This is a genomic window from Nocardia sp. BMG51109 (assembly GCF_000526215.1).
Classification (GTDB): Bacteria; Actinomycetota; Actinomycetes; order Mycobacteriales; family Mycobacteriaceae; genus Nocardia.
The window spans coordinates 614,030-635,005 of sequence record NZ_JAFQ01000004.1 but is presented as its reverse complement, the minus strand read 5'-3'; the positions used below and the strand labels follow the sequence as shown (position 1 = coordinate 635,005).

General features: G+C 68.9%; 20 protein-coding genes. 10 read left to right on the top strand and 10 right to left on the bottom strand.

Features of this window, described 5'->3' with window-relative positions:
• Positions 1 to 60: 60 nt before the first annotated feature.
• Both D892_RS0104320 and D892_RS0104315 read right to left on the bottom strand, forming a co-directional pair.
• Complete coding sequence (locus tag D892_RS0104320; RefSeq protein WP_024800067.1) at positions 61 to 1,650, bottom strand: adenylate/guanylate cyclase domain-containing protein; 1,590 nt, start codon at positions 1,648 to 1,650, stop codon at positions 61 to 63.
• 122 nt (positions 1,651 to 1,772) lie between these two features.
• Positions 1,773 to 2,396: a hemolysin III family protein gene (locus D892_RS0104315; protein ID WP_051499463.1), complete on the bottom strand. Its 624-nt coding sequence runs from the start codon at positions 2,394 to 2,396 to the stop codon at positions 1,773 to 1,775.
• A gap of 218 nt (positions 2,397 to 2,614) precedes the next feature.
• Between D892_RS0104315 and D892_RS0104310 the strand changes: the two genes are divergently transcribed.
• Positions 2,615 to 3,394, top strand: a complete 780-nt coding sequence (locus D892_RS0104310) for an isoprenyl transferase (RefSeq protein WP_036566724.1) — start codon at positions 2,615 to 2,617, stop codon at positions 3,392 to 3,394.
• Between the two features lie 74 nt (positions 3,395 to 3,468).
• Here the strand turns inward: D892_RS0104310 and coaA are convergent, their stop codons facing one another.
• The gene (coaA, locus tag D892_RS0104305) at positions 3,469 to 4,401 is read right to left on the bottom strand and encodes a type I pantothenate kinase (RefSeq protein WP_024800064.1); all 933 of its coding nucleotides are present in this window, start codon (positions 4,399 to 4,401) and stop codon (positions 3,469 to 3,471) included.
• 337 nt (positions 4,402 to 4,738) lie between these two features.
• Here coaA and D892_RS0104300 point away from each other — a divergent pair, with 337 nt between their 5' ends.
• The gene (locus D892_RS0104300; RefSeq protein WP_024800063.1) at positions 4,739 to 5,938 is read left to right on the top strand and encodes a hypothetical protein; all 1,200 of its coding nucleotides are present in this window, start codon (positions 4,739 to 4,741) and stop codon (positions 5,936 to 5,938) included.
• Between the two features lie 328 nt (positions 5,939 to 6,266).
• On the top strand, positions 6,267 to 7,565 hold the full coding sequence (glyA, locus tag D892_RS0104290; RefSeq protein ID WP_024800062.1) for a serine hydroxymethyltransferase: 1,299 nt from the start codon (positions 6,267 to 6,269) through the stop codon (positions 7,563 to 7,565).
• A 4-nt stretch (positions 7,566 to 7,569) separates the two neighbouring features.
• On the opposite strand, the gene D892_RS0104285 is transcribed toward glyA, so the two are convergent.
• From D892_RS0104285 to D892_RS0104275, 3 genes are all read right to left on the bottom strand, one after another.
• The gene (locus D892_RS0104285) at positions 7,570 to 7,869 is read right to left on the bottom strand and encodes a glutaredoxin domain-containing protein (protein WP_024800061.1); all 300 of its coding nucleotides are present in this window, start codon (positions 7,867 to 7,869) and stop codon (positions 7,570 to 7,572) included.
• Positions 7,870 to 7,902: 33 nt separating this feature from the next.
• Entirely contained in the window at positions 7,903 to 8,895 is a 993-nt protein-coding gene (locus D892_RS0104280; protein ID WP_024800060.1) for an LLM class F420-dependent oxidoreductase, read from the bottom strand.
• 327 nt (positions 8,896 to 9,222) lie between these two features.
• Positions 9,223 to 9,495: a hypothetical protein gene (locus D892_RS0104275; protein ID WP_024800059.1), complete on the bottom strand. Its 273-nt coding sequence runs from the start codon at positions 9,493 to 9,495 to the stop codon at positions 9,223 to 9,225.
• A gap of 69 nt (positions 9,496 to 9,564) precedes the next feature.
• Here D892_RS0104275 and D892_RS0104270 point away from each other — a divergent pair, with 69 nt between their 5' ends.
• From D892_RS0104270 to D892_RS0104255, 4 genes are all read left to right on the top strand, one after another.
• Complete coding sequence (locus D892_RS0104270; protein WP_024800058.1) at positions 9,565 to 9,936, top strand: DUF488 domain-containing protein; 372 nt, start codon at positions 9,565 to 9,567, stop codon at positions 9,934 to 9,936.
• A 614-nt stretch (positions 9,937 to 10,550) separates the two neighbouring features.
• Positions 10,551 to 11,951, top strand: coding sequence for a PhoH family protein (locus tag D892_RS0104265; RefSeq protein WP_024800057.1), 1,401 nt, complete (start codon positions 10,551 to 10,553; stop codon positions 11,949 to 11,951).
• A gap of 181 nt (positions 11,952 to 12,132) precedes the next feature.
• Complete coding sequence (locus D892_RS0104260) at positions 12,133 to 12,684, top strand: LGFP repeat-containing protein (protein ID WP_024800056.1); 552 nt, start codon at positions 12,133 to 12,135, stop codon at positions 12,682 to 12,684.
• A gap of 129 nt (positions 12,685 to 12,813) precedes the next feature.
• Positions 12,814 to 13,659 (top strand): acyl-ACP desaturase, encoded by an 846-nt coding sequence (locus tag D892_RS0104255; RefSeq protein WP_084160926.1) that lies wholly within the window; start codon positions 12,814 to 12,816, stop codon positions 13,657 to 13,659.
• 24 nt (positions 13,660 to 13,683) lie between these two features.
• Here D892_RS0104255 and D892_RS0104250 read toward each other — a convergent pair whose 3' ends face one another.
• Positions 13,684 to 14,124 (bottom strand): limonene-1,2-epoxide hydrolase family protein, encoded by a 441-nt coding sequence (locus D892_RS0104250; protein WP_024800054.1) that lies wholly within the window; start codon positions 14,122 to 14,124, stop codon positions 13,684 to 13,686.
• Positions 14,125 to 14,221: 97 nt separating this feature from the next.
• Positions 14,222 to 15,040: a TetR/AcrR family transcriptional regulator gene (locus D892_RS0104245; RefSeq protein ID WP_369801731.1), complete on the bottom strand. Its 819-nt coding sequence runs from the start codon at positions 15,038 to 15,040 to the stop codon at positions 14,222 to 14,224.
• Positions 15,041 to 15,101: 61 nt separating this feature from the next.
• Between D892_RS0104245 and D892_RS0104240 the strand changes: the two genes are divergently transcribed.
• Positions 15,102 to 16,289 (top strand): FAD-dependent monooxygenase, encoded by a 1,188-nt coding sequence (locus D892_RS0104240; RefSeq protein ID WP_024800052.1) that lies wholly within the window; start codon positions 15,102 to 15,104, stop codon positions 16,287 to 16,289.
• A gap of 310 nt (positions 16,290 to 16,599) precedes the next feature.
• On the opposite strand, the gene D892_RS0104230 is transcribed toward D892_RS0104240, so the two are convergent.
• Positions 16,600 to 18,006 carry a class II fumarate hydratase gene (locus D892_RS0104230; protein WP_024800051.1) on the bottom strand — a complete coding sequence of 469 codons (1,407 nt, stop codon included), beginning with the start codon at positions 18,004 to 18,006 and terminating at the stop codon, positions 16,600 to 16,602.
• A gap of 110 nt (positions 18,007 to 18,116) precedes the next feature.
• A complete protein-coding gene (gene glpX, locus D892_RS0104225) occupies positions 18,117 to 19,160 on the bottom strand; it encodes a class II fructose-bisphosphatase (RefSeq protein WP_024800050.1) in 1,044 nt (347 codons plus the stop codon).
• A gap of 231 nt (positions 19,161 to 19,391) precedes the next feature.
• Here glpX and D892_RS0104220 point away from each other — a divergent pair, with 231 nt between their 5' ends.
• Both D892_RS0104220 and D892_RS0104215 read left to right on the top strand, forming a co-directional pair.
• Positions 19,392 to 19,958, top strand: a complete 567-nt coding sequence (locus D892_RS0104220) for a DUF4245 domain-containing protein (RefSeq protein ID WP_024800049.1) — start codon at positions 19,392 to 19,394, stop codon at positions 19,956 to 19,958.
• 78 nt (positions 19,959 to 20,036) lie between these two features.
• Positions 20,037 to 20,924: a phosphotransferase family protein gene (locus tag D892_RS0104215; RefSeq protein WP_024800048.1), complete on the top strand. Its 888-nt coding sequence runs from the start codon at positions 20,037 to 20,039 to the stop codon at positions 20,922 to 20,924.
• Positions 20,925 to 20,976 lie beyond the last annotated feature (52 nt).

Sequence of the window (20,976 nt, the reverse complement as noted above, 5' to 3'; positions counted from 1 at the left end):
GCCGCCGGCGGGCTCCGGCCATCGGCATGCCGGAACGGCGGGGCCGTGTGCCGACGATGACTACCGCTGATCGGGTTCGCCGGATTCCGCACGGTGGCGGTCGTATTCGCCGAGGCCGGCCGAATCCGATGCTGCCGCACCGTCGCCCGGGGTAGACGGCTGTGCGCCCGAGACGGACGGCGTGTCCGTCCAGCACGAGGTGGGCTCTTGGCGGCCGCGCAGCCGGATCGTCTCGTGATGCGTCCATCCGTCGCGCTCGTCCTCGGTGGCGGCGTCGATCACGGCCTGGCTCACCAGGATTCGCCGGGCGACGTGCTTGGCCTCGGTGGTCAGCCGGGATGCCTCGTTGACCGCGTCACCGATCACGGTGAACTCCAGCCGGGTGTCGGTGCCGACGTCGCCGGCGAAGACCATGCCCCGCGCGACGCCGATGCCGATATCCAGCTCAGCGGCCGCGATCACCTCGTCACGGATCCGCCGGGCGGTGCGCAGGGCCGGAGTGGCGTTGTCGCGCAACGCGATCGGGGCACCGAAGATGCACAGCGCCGCATCGCCCTCGAACTTGTTGACCAGCCCGCCGTTGTCCTCGGTCGCGGACACCACGATCGACAGCAGCCGGTTCAGCTGGGCGACGAACTCGCTCGGTTCCAGCCCGGTGGACAGTTCCACCGAGCCGACGACGTCCACGAACAGCGCGGTCACCGGCCGGATGTCGCCGGTCAGGTCGAGCCCGCCGGCGAGCGCGCGGTCGGCGACCTGGGTGCCGACGTGGCGGCCGAACACCGCCCGCATGCGATCGCGCTCGGACAGGTTGGTGGCCAGCTCGTTCACCGAATGTTCCAGCCGTCCGATCTCACTGGCGCTGCCCACCGGCACCCGGACGTCCAGGTCGCCGCGGGAGATGCGATCCAGCGCCCGGCGCAGCGTCCGCATCGGCGCCGCGACGGCCCGCGCGAGCGTGGCCGTGGTCAGCGCGCCCACCCCGAGCCCGACGATGGACATGTACACGGCGGTGCGAATGCGGTCGTCCGCGGTGGCGACCGGATCGGCGAGCACGGTGATCAGCATCAGCAGCGGCATGGCACTGGCCACGGCCCACGACACGATGACCCGGTTGAGCACCGTGGAACTCCAGTGCATGGTTCCGCCGAGCACCGCGGCGACGACCGGAATGGTCGGCCGGATCAGGCGGTCGACCACCAGGAAGGTGAATCCGGCCGATTCGAATCCGCCCAGCATGAACATCGCGCCGATCACCGCGATCGCCCGCGACGGCACCACCTGGGCGAAGATCGCCGTCACCAGGATCACGCCGGGGAGCCAGATCACCAGTGCCCGCACCGTGATCCCGACCGGGAGGTTCAGCAGCCGCCGCGCCTCCGCCGGGCTGGGCCGCCGCCCCTGATCCAGCCAGCCGAAGTAGTGCGTCCGGTCGCGCACCGCGAGCACGATGCCGAGCACCGACCCGACAGCCGGATAGATCGATGCCTGCGCCAGGGCGGTCATCCAGTTCGGGCCGAGCCGGCTCAGGAATCCGCTCAGCCACAGCTCGACGAGGATGACGCCGAGACCGCCGAGGTGGCAGACGATCACGACGAGCGACAGGCCCCAGCGCGCCCGCAGCGCCCACAGAATCAGCCGGGTCGTCATGGCGGTGCGGCGGCGGTGCGCGGGCGGATCGGTTCGGGGAGCACGAACGAGCAGCATAGGACGCGGCCGGTGTCCGGTGCCGCGTTCCGGCCGATCTTGTCGGCCGCGTCACCCGCGGCCGGTCATCCCAGGACGACCAGCCAGATCGCGATGTAGTGGCACAGGGCCGCGAGAACCGTTGCGGCATGGAAGAATTCGTGATGCCCGAACGTCTGCGGCCAGGGATCGGGCCACTTGGTCGCGTACAGGACCGCGCCCCCGCTGTAGGCCAGCCCGCCGGCCAGCAGCAGCACCATCGGCGCGACCCCCACGTTGTGCGTGAGCGTCGCCGCCACCGGCACCACCGCCCAGCCCAGCAGCAGATACAGCGGCACCCCGACCCAGCGCGGCCCGGTCGGCCACAGCAGTTTCATCGCGACACCGGCCAGCGCGCCCGCCCACACCACGCTCAGCAGCGTGATCCCCGTCCGGGTCGGCAGCCCGAGCAACGCGAACGGCGTGTAGCTGCCGGCGATGAACAGGAAGATCATCGAGTGGTCGGCCCGCTTCATGTGGACGCGCGTGCGTTCCGTGCGCCACGTCACCCGGTGGTAGACCGCGCTGACCCCGAAGACACCGCACACCGTGAGCCCGTAGACCAGCGTCGACCACGCCGCCGCGGCCGAGACGGTGGCCGACACCGCGACCAGCGTGATCACCGCCACCGCCGCGACGGCGACGGCGTAGGTGTGGATCCAGCCCCGCATCCGGGGCTTGAGCGGCGCATTCCGCAGTTCGTCGAGGGCCCCGAGCACCGCGTTCGCCGGCCCCGTCGTCTCCGTCACGTCGTCTCCGTCACGCGTTACCTCCTCGGTAACCTACGGTTCCGTAGGTTGACTCTCCGCCACTGTACCGGCCGTGCCCCGGTGCCGCCGCCGGATCGGGTTGTGCTCGTGCGCGGGACGGGGGCGTAGGGTGGCTGTCCGTGAAGCTTGCTAGTCGGGCGCGTGGTCTCCCGTATCGCATCTACGAGGCGCGGCTGTCGAAACAGCTGGCGGGCAAACAACATCCGCGGCATGTCGCGGTCGTCTGCGACGGCAACCGCCGCTGGGCCCGGGAGAACGGTTTCACCGACGTCAGCCACGGGCACCGGGTGGGTGCGCTGAAGATCGCCGAGCTGGTCGACTGGTGCCAGGCCGAGGGCATCGAGATGGTGACGGTCTACCTGCTGTCCACCGAGAACCTCACCCGCGGCCGCGATGAGCTGGACACGCTGTTCGAGGTCATACCGGATGTCGTGGAGGAGCTGTCGGCGCCGGAGCGGGACTGGAGCGTGCGCATAGTCGGCTCGCTGGACGCGCTGCCCGACGATATCGCGCGCCGGATGGAGAAGTCCGCCGCGGAGACCCACGGCCGGACCGGGGTGCACGTCAACGTGGCCATCGGATACGGCGGCCGGCAGGAGATCGCCGACGCGGTGCGCTCGCTCGTGCGGCAGGAGATGGCGGCCGGGGAGACCGGCGAGGATCTGGTGCAGTCGATCACCGTCAACGCCATCGGCCAGCATCTGTACACCTCCGGCCAGCCGGACCCCGACCTGGTCATCCGCACCTCCGGCGAGCAGCGGCTGTCCGGGTTCCTGCTGTGGCAGAGCGCGTATTCCGAGATCTGGTTCACCGAGGCGTACTGGCCGGAGTTCCGGCGGGTGGACTTCCTGCGCGCGTTGCGCGAGTACGCCGCCCGGCACCGCCGCTACGGGACCTGATGTCTGCCGGAGTTTCCGGTGCGTTGACGTCTGCCCGGCGTCTCCGGTGCGCCGGTATCCCCGCTGCCCGGGTGTTACAGCTTACGTAGTCGAATTCGGTTGATGCTGTGGTCGGAATCCTTGCGCAGCACCAGCGTCGCGCGGGGCCGGGTGGGCAGAATGTTCTCCACCAGATTGGGCCGGTTGGTGGCGTTCCAAATCTCCTGCGCCGCGATCGTGGCCTCTTTGTCGTTGAATCGGGCGTAGTGGTGGAAGTGCGACTTCGGATCCGCGAACGCCGTCTTGCGCAGCGAGAGAAAGCGATTCACGTACCAGTTTTCGATGTCCTCGATGCGCGCGTCGACGTAGATGGAGAAATCGAACAGGTCGGACACCATCAGCCGCGGCCCGGTCTGCAGGACGTTGAGCCCCTCCATGATGAGAATGTCGGGCTGACGCACGCAGTGGAACTCGTCGGGCACGATGTCGTAGAGAATGTGCGAATACATCGGCGCGCACACCTCGGCCGCACCGGATTTCACCTCGGTGACGAAGCGCAGCAATTTCCGCCGGTCGTAGCTCTCCGGGAATCCCTTGCGATGCATGATGCCGCGCCGGGTGAGTTCGGCGGTGGGATACAGGAATCCGTCGGTGGTGACCAGGTCCACCCGGGGGTGGTGTTCCCAGCGGGCCAGCAGCGCCTGCAGCACGCGGGCGGTGGTGGACTTGCCGACGGCGACGCTGCCGGCGATGCCGATCACGAACGGCACCTGACTGTCGGGGTGGGTCTCGCCGAGAAAGGTGGCGGTGGCGGCGAACAGCCGCTGGCGCGCCGCCACCTGCAGGTGGATCAGTCGCGCGAGTGGCAGGTAGACCTCGGCCACTTCCTCGAGGTCGATTTGCTCACCGAGGCCACGCAGACCGGTCAGTTCCTCCTCGGTGAGGACCAGAGGAGTCGATTTCCGCAGCGTGCGCCACTGCTTCCGGTCGAATTCCACATACGGACTCGGCTCGCTCATCCGCGCCACTTACCCACGCCCTCGAATCGATAAACACGATGCCCCGGATGAGTTCTCGCCCGTGCCGTGCCCGGCTCGGTGAGAACCGGTCCACTGTCCTCGCATAGGCGAATTGTCCTCTGGCGGAAGGGTGGGCCGCAGGCGGGGTGTTACTACCCGCCGGTAACCCCTGGTGGTGTATCTCTCCCGGGCCCGGGCGGCCGTGAGCGGCGGAGCTTGCGGAGTTGCGGGGTGGGTAAACACGGGGGCGGTGAGCGGCGGAGCTTGCGGAGCTGCGGGGTGGGTAAACACGGGGGCGGTGAGCGGCGGAGCTTGCGGAGTCGCGGGGTGGGTAAACTCCGTGCGCATGCAGGCGCATCCGCTCGTGACCGAATATCTGTGGCTGGGGCTGGCATTCGACCGGCTCGAATCCGGCTTCGTCGACGCCTATACCGGTGATCCGGCGCTGCGGCGCGAGGTGGACAACGGCCCGGCGCCGCAGCCGCGCGCATTGGCCACCCGGGCAGCGGCATTGCGTAAGGAACTGCCCGAGGCGGGACTGCCCGCCGACCGGGCCGAGTTCCTGGACGTGCATCTGCGCGCGCTGGAATGCTCCGGCCGCAAGTTCGCCGGCGAGCGGATCTCGTTCATCGACGAGGTGCACGCGTATTTCGACGTCGAGATCGCGCCCGGCGAGGTCGAGGACTACCGCGAGGCGCACCGGCAGATGGATGAGGTGCTGCCCGGTGACGAGCCGCTGTTCGACCGGGTCACCGCGCATCGCCGGGCCGACGAGATTCCCCCGGAGCGGTTGCGGGAATGCGTGCACGCGTTCTCCGGGGCGCTGCGCGAGCTGGTGCGGGCGCGCTATCCGCTGCCCGAGCACGAGTCGGTGGAATACGAGGTCGTCGGCGACAAGCCCTGGTCGGGGTTCAACTACTACCTGGGCAACTACCGCTCCCGGGTGGCGATCAACTCCGACCTGAAACAGCATATGGCGCAGCTGCCGTCGCTGATCGCGCACGAGGCGTATCCCGGCCATCACACCGAGCACTGCCGCAAGGAGGCGGGCCTGGTCGCGGCCGGACAGGACGAGCAGACGCTGTTCCTGGTGAATACGCCGCAGTGCCTGATGGCGGAGGGGCTGGCGGATCTGGCGCTGAAGTCGATCGTCGGCCCGGGGTGGGGGACATGGGCGCAGGAGATCTACGCCGACCTCGGCCTGCGTTTCGACGGCGAACGCGCCGAACGGTTGTCGACGGCCTCGGCGAAACTGCTCGGCGTGCGCCAGGACGCGGCGCTGCTGCTGCACGATCGGGGCCGCGACGCCGACGAGGTCGCGGAGTTCCTGCGGCAGTGGGGCCTGACCACACCGGAGCGGGCGCGGCAGTCGCTGCGCTTCCTGTCCTCGCCGCTGTGGCGCGCCTACATCAGCACGTATGTCGAGGGCTACCGACTGCTCGGCGGCTGGCTGGACCGGGCCGCCGACGCCGACGACCGGGCCGAGCGGTTCCGGCGGCTGCTCGACGAGCCGCTGACGCCCGGCGCCGTGCGCCGTCAGCCGTAGGAGCCGCGGCTAGACCGGGACCGGGCAGCCCACGACGCCGCACAAGAGGACGGCGAGGAACAGCAGCAACTGCTGGAACAGGTTCGGTGAGACGGTCTCGGTCATGGCGGCACCTCGAAAAATGAACTGGCGCAATACGATCCATGAGACGTATGCAATGTCGCTCATGCTACGCCGGAGCCGCCGCTCGCGAGCCGATTCGGGCCGTGCGACCGGACGCCGTGCGGAAAATCTCGGACGGTACAGAACCGCAGGTAGGAGCCGTGCCGGCACCCGGACCGGGGGAGTACCGTTCGAGCGCGCCGAGCCCGCCACCTAGACTGGCCTGGTGACCCAGACGACCGCCGCCTCCGTCAATTCCCAGTCTCTCGCCGAACTCGACCCGGAACTGGCCACCGCGATGGCCGGTGAACTCGCCCGCGAGCGCGACACCCTCGAGATGATCGCCTCGGAGAACTTCGTTCCGCGCGCGGTGCTGCAGGCCCAGGGCAGTGTGCTCACCAACAAGTACGCCGAGGGCTATCCGGGGCGCCGCTACTACGGCGGCTGCGAGCACGTCGACGTCGTGGAGAACCTGGCGCGGGAGCGGGTCAAGGAGCTGTTCGGCGCCGAATTCGCCAATGTGCAGCCGCATTCGGGTGCGCAGGCCAACGCCGCCGTGCTGATGTCGCTGATGAATCCGGGGGAGCGGCTGCTGGGCCTGGACCTGGCGCACGGCGGCCACCTCACCCACGGCATGCGGCTGAACTTCTCCGGCAAGCTCTACGAGGTGCACGCCTACGGGGTGAGCAAGGACGATCACCGCATCGACATGGACGAGGTGCGCAAGCAGGCGCGCGAGGTGCGGCCGCGGGTGATCGTGGCAGGCTGGTCGGCCTATCCGCGGCACCTGGACTTCGCGGCGTTCCGGGAGATCGCCGACGAGGTGGACGCCTACCTGTGGGTCGATATGGCGCACTTCGCCGGCCTGGTCGCCGCCGGACTGCATCCGTCGCCGGTGCCGCATGCCGATGTGGTGTCCTCCACCGTGCACAAGACGCTGGGCGGTCCGCGGTCGGGGGTGATCCTGGCCAAGCAGGACTACGCCAAGAAGCTGAACAGCGCGGTGTTCCCGGGCCAGCAGGGCGGTCCGCTGATGCACGCGATCGCCGCCAAGGCCGTGGCGTTCAAGATCGCCGGCGGCGCGGAGTTCGCCGATCGCCAGGCGCGCACGCTCACCGGTGCCAAGCTGCTCGCCGAGCGGCTGACCGCCGCCGACGTCTCCGAGCGGGGCGTCACCGTGCTCACCGGCGGCACCGACGTGCACCTGGTGCTGGTCGACCTGCGCGATTCGGTGCTGGACGGCAAGCAGGGCGAGGATCTGCTGCACGAGATCGGAATCACGGTGAACCGCAACGCCGTTCCGTTCGATCCGCGCCCGCCGATGGTGACCTCCGGCCTGCGCATCGGCACCGCCGCCCTGGCCACCCGCGGTTTCGGCGAGACCGAGTTCACCGAGGTCGCCGACATCATCGCCACCGCCCTGAAGGGCGGCGCCGACCTGGACGCCCTGCGCGGCCGGGTATCCAAGCTGGCCCAGGACTTCCCGCTCTACGACGGTCTCGAGGACTGGCGCCTGCTCGGCTGAGCGCCTACCACGACCAGAGGCGGCGCGGGCCGCCGGTGAGTTCCGGCGCATCGGCGGCCACGACGGCCATGAGCCACTTCGGATTCGGGTTCACCCATTGCCGTTGCTCGGTCGCGGTGCGCAGCATCACGGTCGGCACGGTCTCGTTGCCGTCGGCGACCGACCGGACGAACTCGGCGGCTCGGGGATCGTTCCAGATGTCGACCTCGCGGTGAACGATGCCGTGCCGGTTCAGCACTCGCCGCATTCGCGAGCAGTACGGGCAGCCACGGCGGCGGTAGACGGTCAGTTCGGGCATCGTCATACGAGGGTTTCTCCGGTGGACGACGAGGCTGGATCAGCCCTTGTGAACCAGGGGGCCGAGGGCCTTGCCGACCTGTTCCACGACGCCGGGTTCGTGGCCGTTGGCGACCATGTTGACGATCACGCCGTCGACGCCCTGGTCGAGGACGCGGCGCTGGATCTGCTCGGCGACCTCGTCCGGGGTGCCGACGAATTGGCGATCGCCCTGGATCTCGCGCAGCTGCTCTGCCGACGGGCCGGACGGGTCCTGCGCGGCCAGCTGCTGGAGGAACTCGTCCGCCTGCTTGCGGGCCCGGTTACCGTCGTCGTCGGTGAGCACGAGCGCCAGGTAGCTGGTCTCCAGCGTGTTCGGGTCGCGGCCGACCTCCTCGCAGCGGCGGTGCAGCGCCTCGATCTTGCGCGGCAGCTCCGAGGCGCCGCAGATGATGTTCAGGTGATCGGCGTACCGGGCGGCCAGGCCGAAGGTCTTCTTCTCGCCGCTGCCGCCGAGCATGATCGGCAGGTCGTCGCGGATGCGCGGCTCGTTGATGGCCTCGCGCGTGTGGTACCACTTCCCGTCGAAGCTCGGGCGCTCGCCGTGCAGCATCGGCTGGATGATCTGCAGCGCCTCCTCCAGCCGCTGGAAGCGGTCGGTGAAGGTGCCGAACTCGTAGCCGTAGGCGAGGTGTTCCAGCTCGAACCAGCCGGCGCCGATGCCCAGCACGGCGCGCCCGCCGCTGACGACGTCGAGGGTGGTGACGGTCTTGGCCAGCAGCGGCGGATTGCGGTAGGTGTTGCCGGTGACCAGGGTGGACAGCTGGATTCGCTCGGTGGCGGTGGCCAGCGCGCCGAGGGCGGTATATGCCTCCAGCATCGGCTGGTCGGGCGTCCCGATGCCCGGCAGCTGATAGAAGTGGTCCATGACGAACGCGGCATCGAAACCGGCCGCCTCCGCCTCGCGGGTCTGCGCGATGACCGCGGGGAACAGCTCGCGCGTCGAGTCCGCGTAGCTGAAGTTCGGCATCTGATAACCGAGACGAATACTCATGCGCTGGCAACCTTCCGGCTGTGAAGTTCGGGCCCTGCTCGATGACCGAGACGAATACTCATGCGTTGGCAACCTTCCGGCTGTGAAGTTCGGGCCCTGCTCGATGACCGAGACGAATGCTCATGCGTTGGCAACCTTCCGGCTGTGAAGTTCGGGCCCTGTTCGATGACCGAGACGAATGCTCATGCGCCGGCGACTTCTCCGCTGTGAAGTCCGGGCTCTGGGGGAATCCTCATACTCGAGACGCTACGGCCCGGCCGGGTGGCGAGACAGGGAACGATCAGCCCTTGTAGGCCCCGCGATCCGCGGGTATAAGAGCGCGGCAGGCTAGTCGTGCTCGGCGAGATATTCGATGTACATCGGCCGCAGCACCTCGGCGATCCGGCCCTCGCCGGAGTGCACGTAGTCGTCGAGCATCGGCAGTACGTACTTGATGTCGGCCTCGCTCTCGCCGATATCGCCTGCGGCGGCCGCGGCGGCTGGGATCTGCTCGAGCAGCCGCCACAGGAACCGGATGTCGCCGTGCCGGACGGCGCGCTGCACGGCGCGGTCGTGCAGTTCCTTCGACGACAACTGCTCCCACTGCTCACCATCGGCCATGCTTCGACTCTATCTGCTGCCACGGCCCGGAGCTGGTGCCTCGGCCGGCGATTGTGCTGCGATGGAGCCATGACGCGGCAACGGCGGTCCGGGTTCCGGGTGAAGCGCGTCTACGAGGAGCCCGAGGATTCCGACGGCACGCGGGTGCTCGTCGACCGGCTGTGGCCGCGCGGCATCAGCAAACAGCAGGCACACATTGACGAGTGGATCAGGGACGTGACGCCGTCGAACGAGCTGCGCCGCTGGTTCCACGCCGACCCGCAGCACCGGCAGGCGGAGTTCCGGCGCAAGTACCTCGACGAACTCTCGGCCGAATCGCCACAGCGGGGACTCGCCGACCTCCGCGAACTGGCCGGGCGCGAGGCCGTCACGCTCGTCACCGCGGTCCGGGACCCGCAGCACAGCCACGTCTCGGTTCTGTTGGAGCTATTGAACAGCTAGCGAGTTCGATACGGCCGTAAGCCCTTTCACGGCTGGGTCCGGCGGCCGTCGGACGCACCGGAGGACCGGACGCATCCGGTGTATCGGGCGGCCCGAGCCGACTGGCTCGCCTACTCCGATCGGCCCCGGGGTGGAAGGGGGTGGCCGCACTGTTGCTCGGTTCGGCGCAAAGGCGTTTCACAATCTCGGCCGCGCGGCGGGTACCCCCGAATCGGTGTCCGAAGCGGCCGGTGGCCTCCGCCGCCGACATGAATTTTCGGGCGAGTCGGCACCGGATTCGGCGCGGGTCGGCGGAGACCTGCGCGGACCGGGTCCGCTTCGGCTGCCTGCGTATTCGGGTTCGGGCCAGGTCACGCGGACACGCCCGGGCGGCCGCGGCGTTAACGACATATTCACCGACACGCCTGAGATCCCGGGAGCCGGAATCGCGGATCGGCAGTAACGTCGTTGGTGCGGGCCGCGGCGGTGTGGCTCGTGCGGGAGGTCCTGATCGTGGCTGAGCAACTCAGTACGAGGGGGCCGGCACCCGGCCCTCGGGTCCACTGACCCCGGGGCGGACCGGCCCAGCGAGAACCGTTCGTGCGGGTGCCGTGCGAACAACAAAGGAGCCCACCGTGACTGATGCACGCTCCGTCATCGCTCCCTCGGCGAAAGCCCGCTCCACGCAGAGCGCACGCTCCGGAAAGGGAGCTCCCGCCGCGCAATCCGCCCAGAAATCCGGGCAGAAAACCTTCGTCGTCGACACCTCCGTGCTGCTGTCGGACCCCTGGGCCGTCACGCGTTTCGGCGAGCATCACGTGGTGTTACCGCTGGTCGTGATCAGCGAACTGGAAAGTAAACGACACCATCACGAACTCGGCTGGTTCGCGCGGGAGGCCCTGCGCATGCTCGACGACCTGCGGGTGCTGCACGGCCGGCTGGACGAGCAGGTGCCGATCGGCACCGAGGGCGGCACGCTCCAGGTGGAGCTCAACCACACCGATCCGGAGGTGCTCCCGGTCGGGTTCCGCACCGAGTCCAACGACTCCCGCATCCTCGCCTGTGCGCTCAACCTCGCGGCCGAGGGCCGTTCGGTCACCTTGGTGTCCAAGGACATTCCGATGCGGGTGAAGGCGAGTTCGGTGGGCCTGCACGCCGACGAGTATCACGCGCAGGACGTGATCACCTCGGGCTGGACGGGCATGGCCGAACTGGAGGTGGCCCCCGAGGTCGTCGACCGGCTCTACGCCGAGAGCGTCGTGGATGTCGACGAGGCCCGGGAGCTGCCCTGCCACACCGGGATCCGGCTGGTCGGCGCCAGCGGCGGTGCGCTGGCGCGGGTGACCCCCGACAAGCGGTTGCAGCTGGTGCGCGGCGACCGGGAGGCGTTCGGACTGCACGGCCGCTCCGCCGAGCAGCGCATCGCCCTGGATCTGCTGCTGGACGAGAGCATCGGCATAGTGTCGCTGGGCGGCAAGGCGGGCACCGGCAAATCGGCGCTGGCGCTGACCGCGGGCCTGGAGGCGGTGCTGGAGCGGCGATCCCAGCGCAAGGTGGTGGTCTTCCGCCCGCTGTACGCCGTCGGCGGCCAGGAGCTGGGTTATCTGCCGGGTTCCGAGAGCGAGAAGATGGGGCCCTGGGCGCAGGCGGTCTTCGACACCCTGGACGGCCTGGCCAGCCAGGAGGTCATGGAGGAGGTGCTCTCGCGCGGCATGCTCGAGGTGTTGCCGCTCACCCACATTCGGGGCCGCTCGCTGCACGACTCGTTCGTGATCGTCGACGAGGCCCAGTCGCTGGAGCGCAACGTGCTGCTGACGGTGCTGAGCCGGTTGGGCAGCGGCTCGCGGGTGGTGCTGACCCACGACATCGCACAGCGCGACAACCTACGCGTCGGCCGGCACGACGGCGTGGCCGCCGTGATCGAAAAGCTCAAGGGGCACCCGCTTTTCGCGCACGTCACGCTGTCGCGCAGCGAGCGTTCGCCGATCGCGGCGCTGGTGACCGAGATGCTGGAGGAGTACGGCCCGAACTCCTGACGTGGCAAACGTTTGGTATGTGGTTCATCTCACAGGTTTCCGGGTATATTTCCCTGGGATACCTGTTCGGCATGGTTGTAGATGGCAGACTGTGAGTTCGCCAAACCATTGCCGATCATCGGCCTGAGTTGCCGGTGGCGTCGTAACGGCGCCACCGGCAACCATTTTCGAGAGGATGGACATGCACCACTTCGCTCGACGCACGGCTGCCTGCACGATGACGCTCGCCGCGGCGACCCTGCTGTTCGCCGGCTGCAGCAACGACGACGACAACGGCAATGATTCCGGGAGTTCCGGTTCGGCCACCACCTCGGAGGCCGCCACCACCTCGGAGCACGCGATGGGCGGCGAGAGCGGTGCCGCCACCGAGACCAAGATCGCGACCCAGAACGGCGAGATCGCCGTGTCCGGCAACATTCTCCAGAAGTACAACGAGGCGGGCGGGGCCACCAGCCCGCTGGGCGAGCCGACGGCGGCCGCGGTCGGCGGCCCGGAGGGCGGCTCGTGCCAGGAGTTCACCGGCGGCGCGATCTGCGCGAGCGAGAAGACCGGGGCGCATATCGTCTGGGGCGACATCCGCACGGAATGGGAGTCCAACGGCGGCGTCAACGGCTCGCTCGGCTATCCGACCACCGACGAGGAGGACGCCGACGCCGGTAAGAAGAGCGATTTCACCGGCGGCTCCATCAGCTGGAACTCCACCGATCGCCAGACCACGGTGACGCCGAAGTAGATCCGCCGGGCCGCGACCCCGGAGACATCCCAATGTCTCCGGGGTCGTTGCTGTGGATTGTCTGCGTGATCTGCCTCGGGTTCCCCATTCTCGCCGCGGAATGGGTAAGTTGTCGGCGTGCAGACTCTGATGACCGACCGCGAGCTGTTGGAATCGCTCGCGTTCGAGGTGGAAGAGAACCTACGGCGGCATATGGCCGAGGCCGACGGCTGGCAGCCGCACGACCACGTGCCCTGGGACGACGGACGCAATTTCGAATTTCTCGGCGGAATCGATTGGGAGCCGGGACAATCCGAGCTCGGTGAGGTGGCGAAGCTGGCGCTGACCGTCAGCGTGCTGATCGCCGACAACCTGCCCTCCTATCACCGGGAACTCGGCAAGTACCTGCGCACCGGTCCGTGGTGGCGGTGGGTCGGCCGGTGGACCGCCGAGGAGAACCGGCACGAGATCCTGATCCGCAACTACCTGATGGTGACGCGTTCGGTGGATCCCGTGCAGCTGGAGCGGCACCGGATGGAACATATGACCACCGGATTCCGCCGGCCCGCGCTACACCTGCTGGACATCCTGGCCGCCGGCGCGTTCGAGGAGGCGTCGGCCGCGGTGCGGCACCGCAATACGGCCGCGCTGCAGGAGAACCCGATGGTGACCGCGATCGCCGAGCGGCTCGCCGCCGACGACGAGTTGCAGACGGTGTTCTTCGGCAATCTGATCGCCGCCGCGCTGGACCTGGCGCCCGACCAGACCGCGCGGGCCATCGCCGACCAGGTCGCCGCCTTCCGCGTTCCCGAGGTTCCGCTGCCGGACGGCCGCAACAGCACCGAGGTGCTGGCCGAGGCGGGTATCTACGATCCGGCGCGCACCGGGGAGCTGGTCTTCACGCCGCTGTTGCAGCGCTGGAACTTCTTCTCCCGCACCGACTTCGGTGATGCCGGTGAACAGGCGCGGGCGGAGCTGGCGCACCTGCGGTCCTGAGCGCCACCGGCGCGGGGCCGGCGCTCAGCGGCGGACGGCACGCCAGAGGCCGACGGCGGTCCCGCGCAGGACGTTCTCCCACGAGAAGTGGTCGTGCCACAGGGTGATGCGGCCGTCGACGATCTCGAAGGTGCCGCACACCCAGAACTCGATCTCTACGGGGCCGGCGCGCAGGTAGTCGACGCGCTCGGTGAGCACGGTGCTGCCCTCCGCGACGGGGGATCCGTTGGATTCCGCGGCGATGTGGTTCATATCGGCGCGGAAGCCGAACGCCGGCCGGTTCAGCCCGCGCAGCAGCCCGCCGACTCGGCCGGCGCCGCGGACGTCGGGCAGCGAGGTGTTCTTCCAGACGATGTCGGGATCGACGAGGTCCAGCGCCTCGTCCACCGCACCCACCTCCAGTGCCGCGAAGAATTCGCGCACCGTGGTGATCGCACTCTGCTGTAACTCGGGTAGCTCGGACATAATCCGACTGTATGCGCAGCGGCGTCCGCGTGGTCGATTCTCGGCCCGGTTTCACCTACCGATATTTCGCTTCCGCCGCACCGAGCCGGTTGCCGGATCAGCGGGCGGACATCAGCGCGGCGACGCCGTCCAGGATGCGATCGATGCCGAAGTGCAGGGCGTTGTTGCGGGCGGTGGCCGGATCGGCGGAGGCGGCGGTCTGTTCGGCGAAGGCCGCGACCACCTCCGGATAGTCGTCCGCGCGGGTGGCCACGACCCGGCCGATCTGCTCGGCGAGGCGGGACTCCAGGTCCTCGTCGGCGCCGGCCGGCCCGACCTGCTGGACCAGGCTCCGCACGTGGCCCAGCAGGAGCACGACCGTATCGAGCCGCTCGGGTCCGGTCAGGCCCGATCCCGACAGCGCCGAGAGCGCGCTCTCCAGCCAGGCCATCTCGTTCGGGCCCATCGGCCGGACGCCGGTGGCCACCTCCAGGGTCCACGGGTGGGCGCGCAGGCGGTCGAAGATGGTCTCGGACCACAGGCGCAGCTGATCGCGCCGGATCGCCGGATCACGTGGTGCGGGAGGGGATTCGGGTGATGCGGGCCGCCGCGAGGGGGTCTCGCCCGTTTCCGGTGCCGTGGCGCCCGGCGGTGTGCCCATCGCCGCGTCCAGCATCAATGCCATGAGTTCCGTCTTGCCCGGCACGTAGCGGTACAGCGCCATCTTCGCGCAGCCCAGCCGCTCGGCGAGGCGCTGCATGGACAGGTTCGCCAGGCCCTCGGCATCCGCGAGCGCGATCGCTTCGGTGACGATCCGCTCCACCGAGAGGGAGGGCTTGGGGCCGCGCCTGGGCCGCTGCGGGGTGCCCCACAGCAAGTCGAGAGTGGTCGGTGCCGACATGGTGTCCATGCTCTCGAAGAAGTTCTTGACGATCAAACTGCGTCCACCATACGCTAATAAGCGTCCACCAGACGCAATTAAATTGATGGAGCTTGCCGTGCGTAATCAGACCGTCCTCATCTCCGGCGCGAGCATCGCCGGGCCCGCGCTCGCCTACTGGCTCGACTGGTACGGGTTCGACGTCACCGTGATCGAGCGCGCCCCGGCGCTGCGCCGCAGCGGGCAGGCCGTCGACTTCAAGGGCGCGACGCACCGTGCCGTGCTGGAGCGGATGGGGATGTGGGAAGAAGTGGAGCGCCGGCGGACCGGCCGGACCGACATGGTCTGTCTGGACGAGTCGGGCCGCGAAAAGGCCGTGATATCAGGGGAATTCACCGGCGGCGATGTCGAGATCCTGCGGGGCGACCTGGCCGAACTGCTCTGTGCGCGCACCGCGGGCAGGTGTGAGTACGTATTCGGCGACTCGATCACCGAACTCACCGAGACCGAGCGCGGTGTGCGGGTGCGGTTCGAACGCGCGCCCGCCCGCGGCTTCGATCTCGTGGTGGGCTGCGACGGAATCCATTCGGCGGTGCGGCGGCTGGCCTTCGGTCCGGAGCGCGACTACGTGCGCCATCTGGGGTACTACTACTGCCTGGCCGGTGCGCCCGGATGGGGCGGCGACCCGGAGCGGCGGGAGCGCACTGTCTCGCATGCCTGGAACGAGCCGGGTCTGCTGGCGGTCCGAGGCGGCGCGAAGGCGTCGCAGATGTACATGTTCGCCGCGCCCGAACTCGACTGCGATCGCAAAGATATTGCGGCACAACGCCGGATCGTCACCGAGAAGTTCTCCGGCATGGGCGGCGGGGTACCCGGCATGCTGGCGCAGCTCGAGGAGCTGGACGATTTCTATCTGGATTCGCTCGGCCAGGTCCGGATGAAGGGGCGCTACACCGCCGGACGGGTCGCGCTGGTGGGCGATTCCGCCTACGGAAATACGTTGGGCGGCTTCGGAACCGGTCTCGCCGTCGTCGGGGCCTATGTACTGGCGGGCGAACTCGCGGCGGCGGCCGGTGACCACACCGCCGCGTATGCCCGCTACGACGAGATCATGCGGCGCTACGCCAAGATCGCGGGCAATTCCAACGCCGGTCACTTCCTGGCGCCGAAGACCGCGTGGGGTATTCGCGCGCGCAACCGGTTCCTGGGTTCGCGGGCATTCGATCTGATGATGAAGTACGCCGACAACGCGGCGAACAATATCGAACTGCGGTGCTACGAGGAAGAGGTCGCACGATCACGGTGAAATGATCGTACGTCCATTTCCGGGGACCGATGACCATAGCTCCGGCGGCCGACCGGGGGTCGCCGGAATCGGTGAATTCGGATGAAACAGCGGGCCGGTTGCCTGCGATTAGCCAGTATCCGCTCGGTGAGCGGTGGCAGGAAAGGAGAGACCAAAATGATAATCGGCGACCTCTCGTGGCTTCTGGACCAGGGCACGACATTCTTCGTGGCCGTGCTCGAGCAGCTCCGCGCCGTGATCGGCGTCTGATGCCGGAACATTCGGGGTGTGCTGGTATCGCCGCGGAGTCGCGGCGATACCAGCACACCGGTTATTTCTCTTCGTCCACTTTCGCCATCGACAGCACATCCAGTCGCCGGTCGAGTTCCGCTTCGGAGAGTTTTTCACCGACCAGTCCGCGGTCGACCACGGTCTGGCGAATCGTCTTGTGTTCCTTCAACGCTTCCTTCGCCACCGCGGCCGCTTCCTCGTAACCGATGGCGGAATTCAGCGGCGTGACGATGGAGGGGGAAGATTCGGCCAGCCGGCGCAGCCGTTCGACATCGGCGGTCAGCCCCGCGACGCATTTGTCGGCGAACAGCCGGGACACATTGGCCAGCAGCCGGATCGATTCGAGCACGTTGCGGGCCATCATCGGAATGTAGACGTTCAACTCGAAGGCGCCGTTGCCGCCGCCCCACGCGACCGCGCCGTCGTTGCCGATCACCTGCGCGGCCACCTGCGTGACCGCCTCGGGCAGCACCGGATTCACCTTGCCCGGCATGATCGACGATCCCGGTTGCAGATCCGGCAGCTGGATCTCGCCCAGGCCGGTCAGCGGGCCCGAGCCCATCCAGCGAATGTCGTTGGCGATCTTGGTGAGGCTGATCGCGATCGTGCGCAGCGCGCCCGACACCTCCACCAGCCCGTCGCGGGCGGCCTGTGCCTCGAAATGATCGCGCGCCTCGGACAATTCGTCGAGTCCGGTCGACGTGCGCAGTTCCGCAACGACTTTCGTGCCGAAACCGGCGGGGGCGTTGAGCCCGGTGCCGACCGCGGTGCCGCCGATCGGCAGCTCGCCCAGGCGCGGCAGCGTCGCCAGCAGCCGCTCCATCCCGGCCTCGACCTGGCGGGTGTAGCCGCCGAACTCCTGGCCCAGCGTCACGGGCACGGCGTCCATCAGATGGGTGCGGCCGGACTTCACCACGGTGCGCCACTCGGTCGCCTTGTCCAGCAGCCGCAGTCGCAGGTGATCCAGGGCGGGGATCAGATCCTTCACCACGGCCTCGGTGGCCGCCAGATGCGTGGCGGTGGGGAAGGTGTCGTTGGACGACTGCGACATGTTCACGTCGTCGTTGGGGTGCACCGTCACCCCGGCGCCGGCGGCCAGGCTCGCGATGACCTCGTTGGCGTTCATGTTGGAGCTGGTGCCCGAGCCGGTCTGGAACACGTCGATCGGGAACTGGTCGTCGTGGCGGCCGTCGGCGATCTCGGTGGCGGCGGTGACGATAGCGTCGGCCTTGCCGGCCTCGAGCAGGCCCAGATCCCTGTTCACCGTCGCGCAGGCGGCCTTCAGCAGGCCGAGCGCGCGGACCTGGGCGCGCTCGAGCCCCCGGCCGCTGATCGGAAAGTTCTCGACAGCTCGTTGCGTCTGAGCACGCCACAGCGCGTTCACCGGAACGCGGACCTCGCCCATGGTGTCGTGCTCGATGCGGTACTGCGTCTCGTCCTCGGTCATAGGTCCGACCCTATGCCCGAGGCCGGCCGAATTGTGCCGCCCCTCCTGAGTGGTTCGGCACAGCGACAGTGGTTCGGCACAGCGACCGCGGGGTACCGCGCCGCCGCGGTTCACGGCATCGGCGGTACCGCCTGCTCGTCGCCGCTGAAGTCGACCGAGGAGTATTCGCGCAGCTTGGTGAGCCGGTGGTAGGCGTCGATCATGCGCACCGTGCCGGACTTCGAGCGCATCACTATCGACTGGGTGGACGCGCCGCCGCTGAAGTAGCGCACGCCGCGCAGCAGGTCGCCGTCGGTGACGCCGGTGGCGCAGAAGAAGACGTTCTCCCCGGCCACCAGGTCCTCCGTGGACAGGATGCGGTCCAGGTCGTGGCCGGCGTCGAGGGCCTTCTGGCGCTCCTCGTCATCCTTGGGCGCCAGCTTGCCCTGCAACTCGCCGCCCATGCAGCGCAGCGCGGCCGCGGCGATGATCCCCTCGGGGGTGCCGCCGGTGCCGACCAGCATGTCGGTGCCGGAGTCGGGGCGGGCGGTGGCGATCGCGCCGGCGACGTCGCCGTCGGAGATCAGCCGGATGCGGGCGCCGGCGTCGCGCACCTCCTGGATGTGGCGGGCGTGCCGGGGGCGGTCGAGGACGCAGACCGTCAGGTCGGATACCGAGGAGTTCTTGGCCTTGGCCACCCGGCGCAGATTCTCCGCGATCGGGGCGGCCAGGTCGACGACGTCGGCGGCCTCGGGCCCGACGGCGATCTTCTCCATATAGAACACCGCCGACGGGTCGAACATCGCGCCACGCTCGGCCACCGCCAGCACCGCGATCGCGCCCGGCGAGCCCTTCGACATCAGCGTGGTGCCGTCGATCGGGTCGACGGCGAAATCGACGTCGGGCCCGGTGCCGTCGCCGACCGCCTCGCCGTTGTACAGCATGGGCGCCTCGTCTTTCTCGCCCTCGCCGATCACGACGACGCCGCGCATGGACACCGTGGACACCAGTTGACGCATCGCGTCGACGGCGGCACCGTCGCCACCCTCCTTGTCGCCGCGGCCGACCCAGCGGCCCGCTGCCATCGCGCCGGCCTCGGTCACCCGGACCAACTCCAGCGCGAGGTTGCGGTCCGGGGCCTCACGGCGGCTCGTTGCGGGCTTGGGTGCCGTCATGTGGTGCCTCCTCGAGTTGTCTACTGCTGGGTGAATTGTCGCAGACGGTTCGCCTCGCTCATCAGGTACTGGCGTTCCACTTTCGGCGGGATCGGATCGGCGTGCGCAGGGCATTCGGATCGGGTCGCCGATCTGCGTGAACGGGACGCGGGTGGTCCGCGGGCGTGGCCGAGGTCTCGTGCGCGGGAGGCCGTGCGAGGCGGCGCCGCGGATCGCGTGGATACTGGTTGCGTGTCGTACCAGAAGCCGCGCAGCCAGCACGATTACCGGGATCTGTTCTGGTCGTTGATTCCCCTGGTGCTGATCTGCCTGGCGATCGCGGCGATCGCCAGCCAGTGCAGCTTCTCGGCCGACGGGCCCACGCCGGGGCGGATTCCGGCGTTCGATGTGCACGCCGCGCTGCGCGACGACGCGCGCACGCTGCCGTTCCCGATCCGGGACCCCGGTCTGCCGGAGGGGTGGCAGGCCAACTCCGGCAGTCGCGACGCGGTCAGCGGCAGCGGCGGGGGAGCGGTCAGCACGGTCGGCTACATCTCGCCGCAGGGCACCTACATGCGTCTGAGCCAGAGCGACGCCGCCGCCGGCGCGCTGGCCGATCACGTGCTCAACACGCGCAGTCCCGGCGGTACCCAGGAGGTCGGCGGGCACACCTGGACGATCTATCACGTCGGGGACGACGAACCGGCCTGGGTCACCGACTTCGGTTCGGTCCGGGTGCTCATCAAGGGCGCGGGTAACGAGGGGGTCTACCGGGCCCTGGCCGGCGCGGTCGGAACGGCGCAACCGGTCTCCCCGTAGCCGTCCCCCGTGGATCCCGACGCCCGGCTGGGAGCGTTTCGTAGCGTCGGGACCGGTACTCCCGCTAACGTCAGGCAAGTGGAACGCGCGGACATCGGCTGGCTCGAGCAGGCGGTGGGTCAACCCGTCAGCGGGGCGGTACCCGCCGAATGGGGCGTCCGGAACCGCACCGACATAGTGACTCTCGCCGATGAGACCCGCGTGGTGCTGCAGCGTTACCACCACCGCGCCGACGGCGAGCGACGGGTGCGGGTCATGGATGCGCTGCGAGAATCCGCCGCCGACAAGGGAATTGCGATTCCGGTGCTCAGACGGTCGGACCTCGACGCGGATCCGCCGTGGGCCGTGTTCGAGGCGCTGCCGGGCGTTCCGGTGCCGGACAGTCCGGAGACCGGGCTCACCACGCCGAGGTTTCCGCTGGTGGCGTGGTCGATGGGCGCGATGCTGGCCGATTTCTCCGAAATATCCGGTGACGACCTGGATCTCGATGATTCCTGGGCGCGGCCGCGGTACCTCGCCGCCCGCGCCGACGCGTGGGCCGAATGCCTGCGTCCCGCACTGAGTGCCGCGCAGAGCGAGACGCTGGAGGATGTGCTGGCGGATCTGCCCGACCTGTTCGACGGCCGGCCCGCGGTCCTGGCGCACGGCGACTTCGCGCCGGTGAATGTGCTCGTCGAGGACGTATCCATCACGGGGCTACTGGATTTCGAATCGGTGCGGCTGGCCGATCCGCTGTACGACGTGGCGTGGTGGGCCTGGTCGGTGAGCTTCTCCGGGCGGGCGGTGTTCACCTCCGCCTGGCCCGCGTTCCTCGACGGCCTCGGCCTCGATCCGGCGGAACCCGGTCTGGTGCAACGGGTTCGGTCCCTGCAGATGGTGCGGATGGCGGAGATGCTCGCCGAGCACGATCTCGGCCCGGACGCCTGGCGCAAGGTGCACGAGCGTCTCGTGCGCATGCTCAGCTGACCCCGGTGTGCGCTGTTGGCGCCCGCGGTGTGGTGTCGTATCCGGTCAGTGG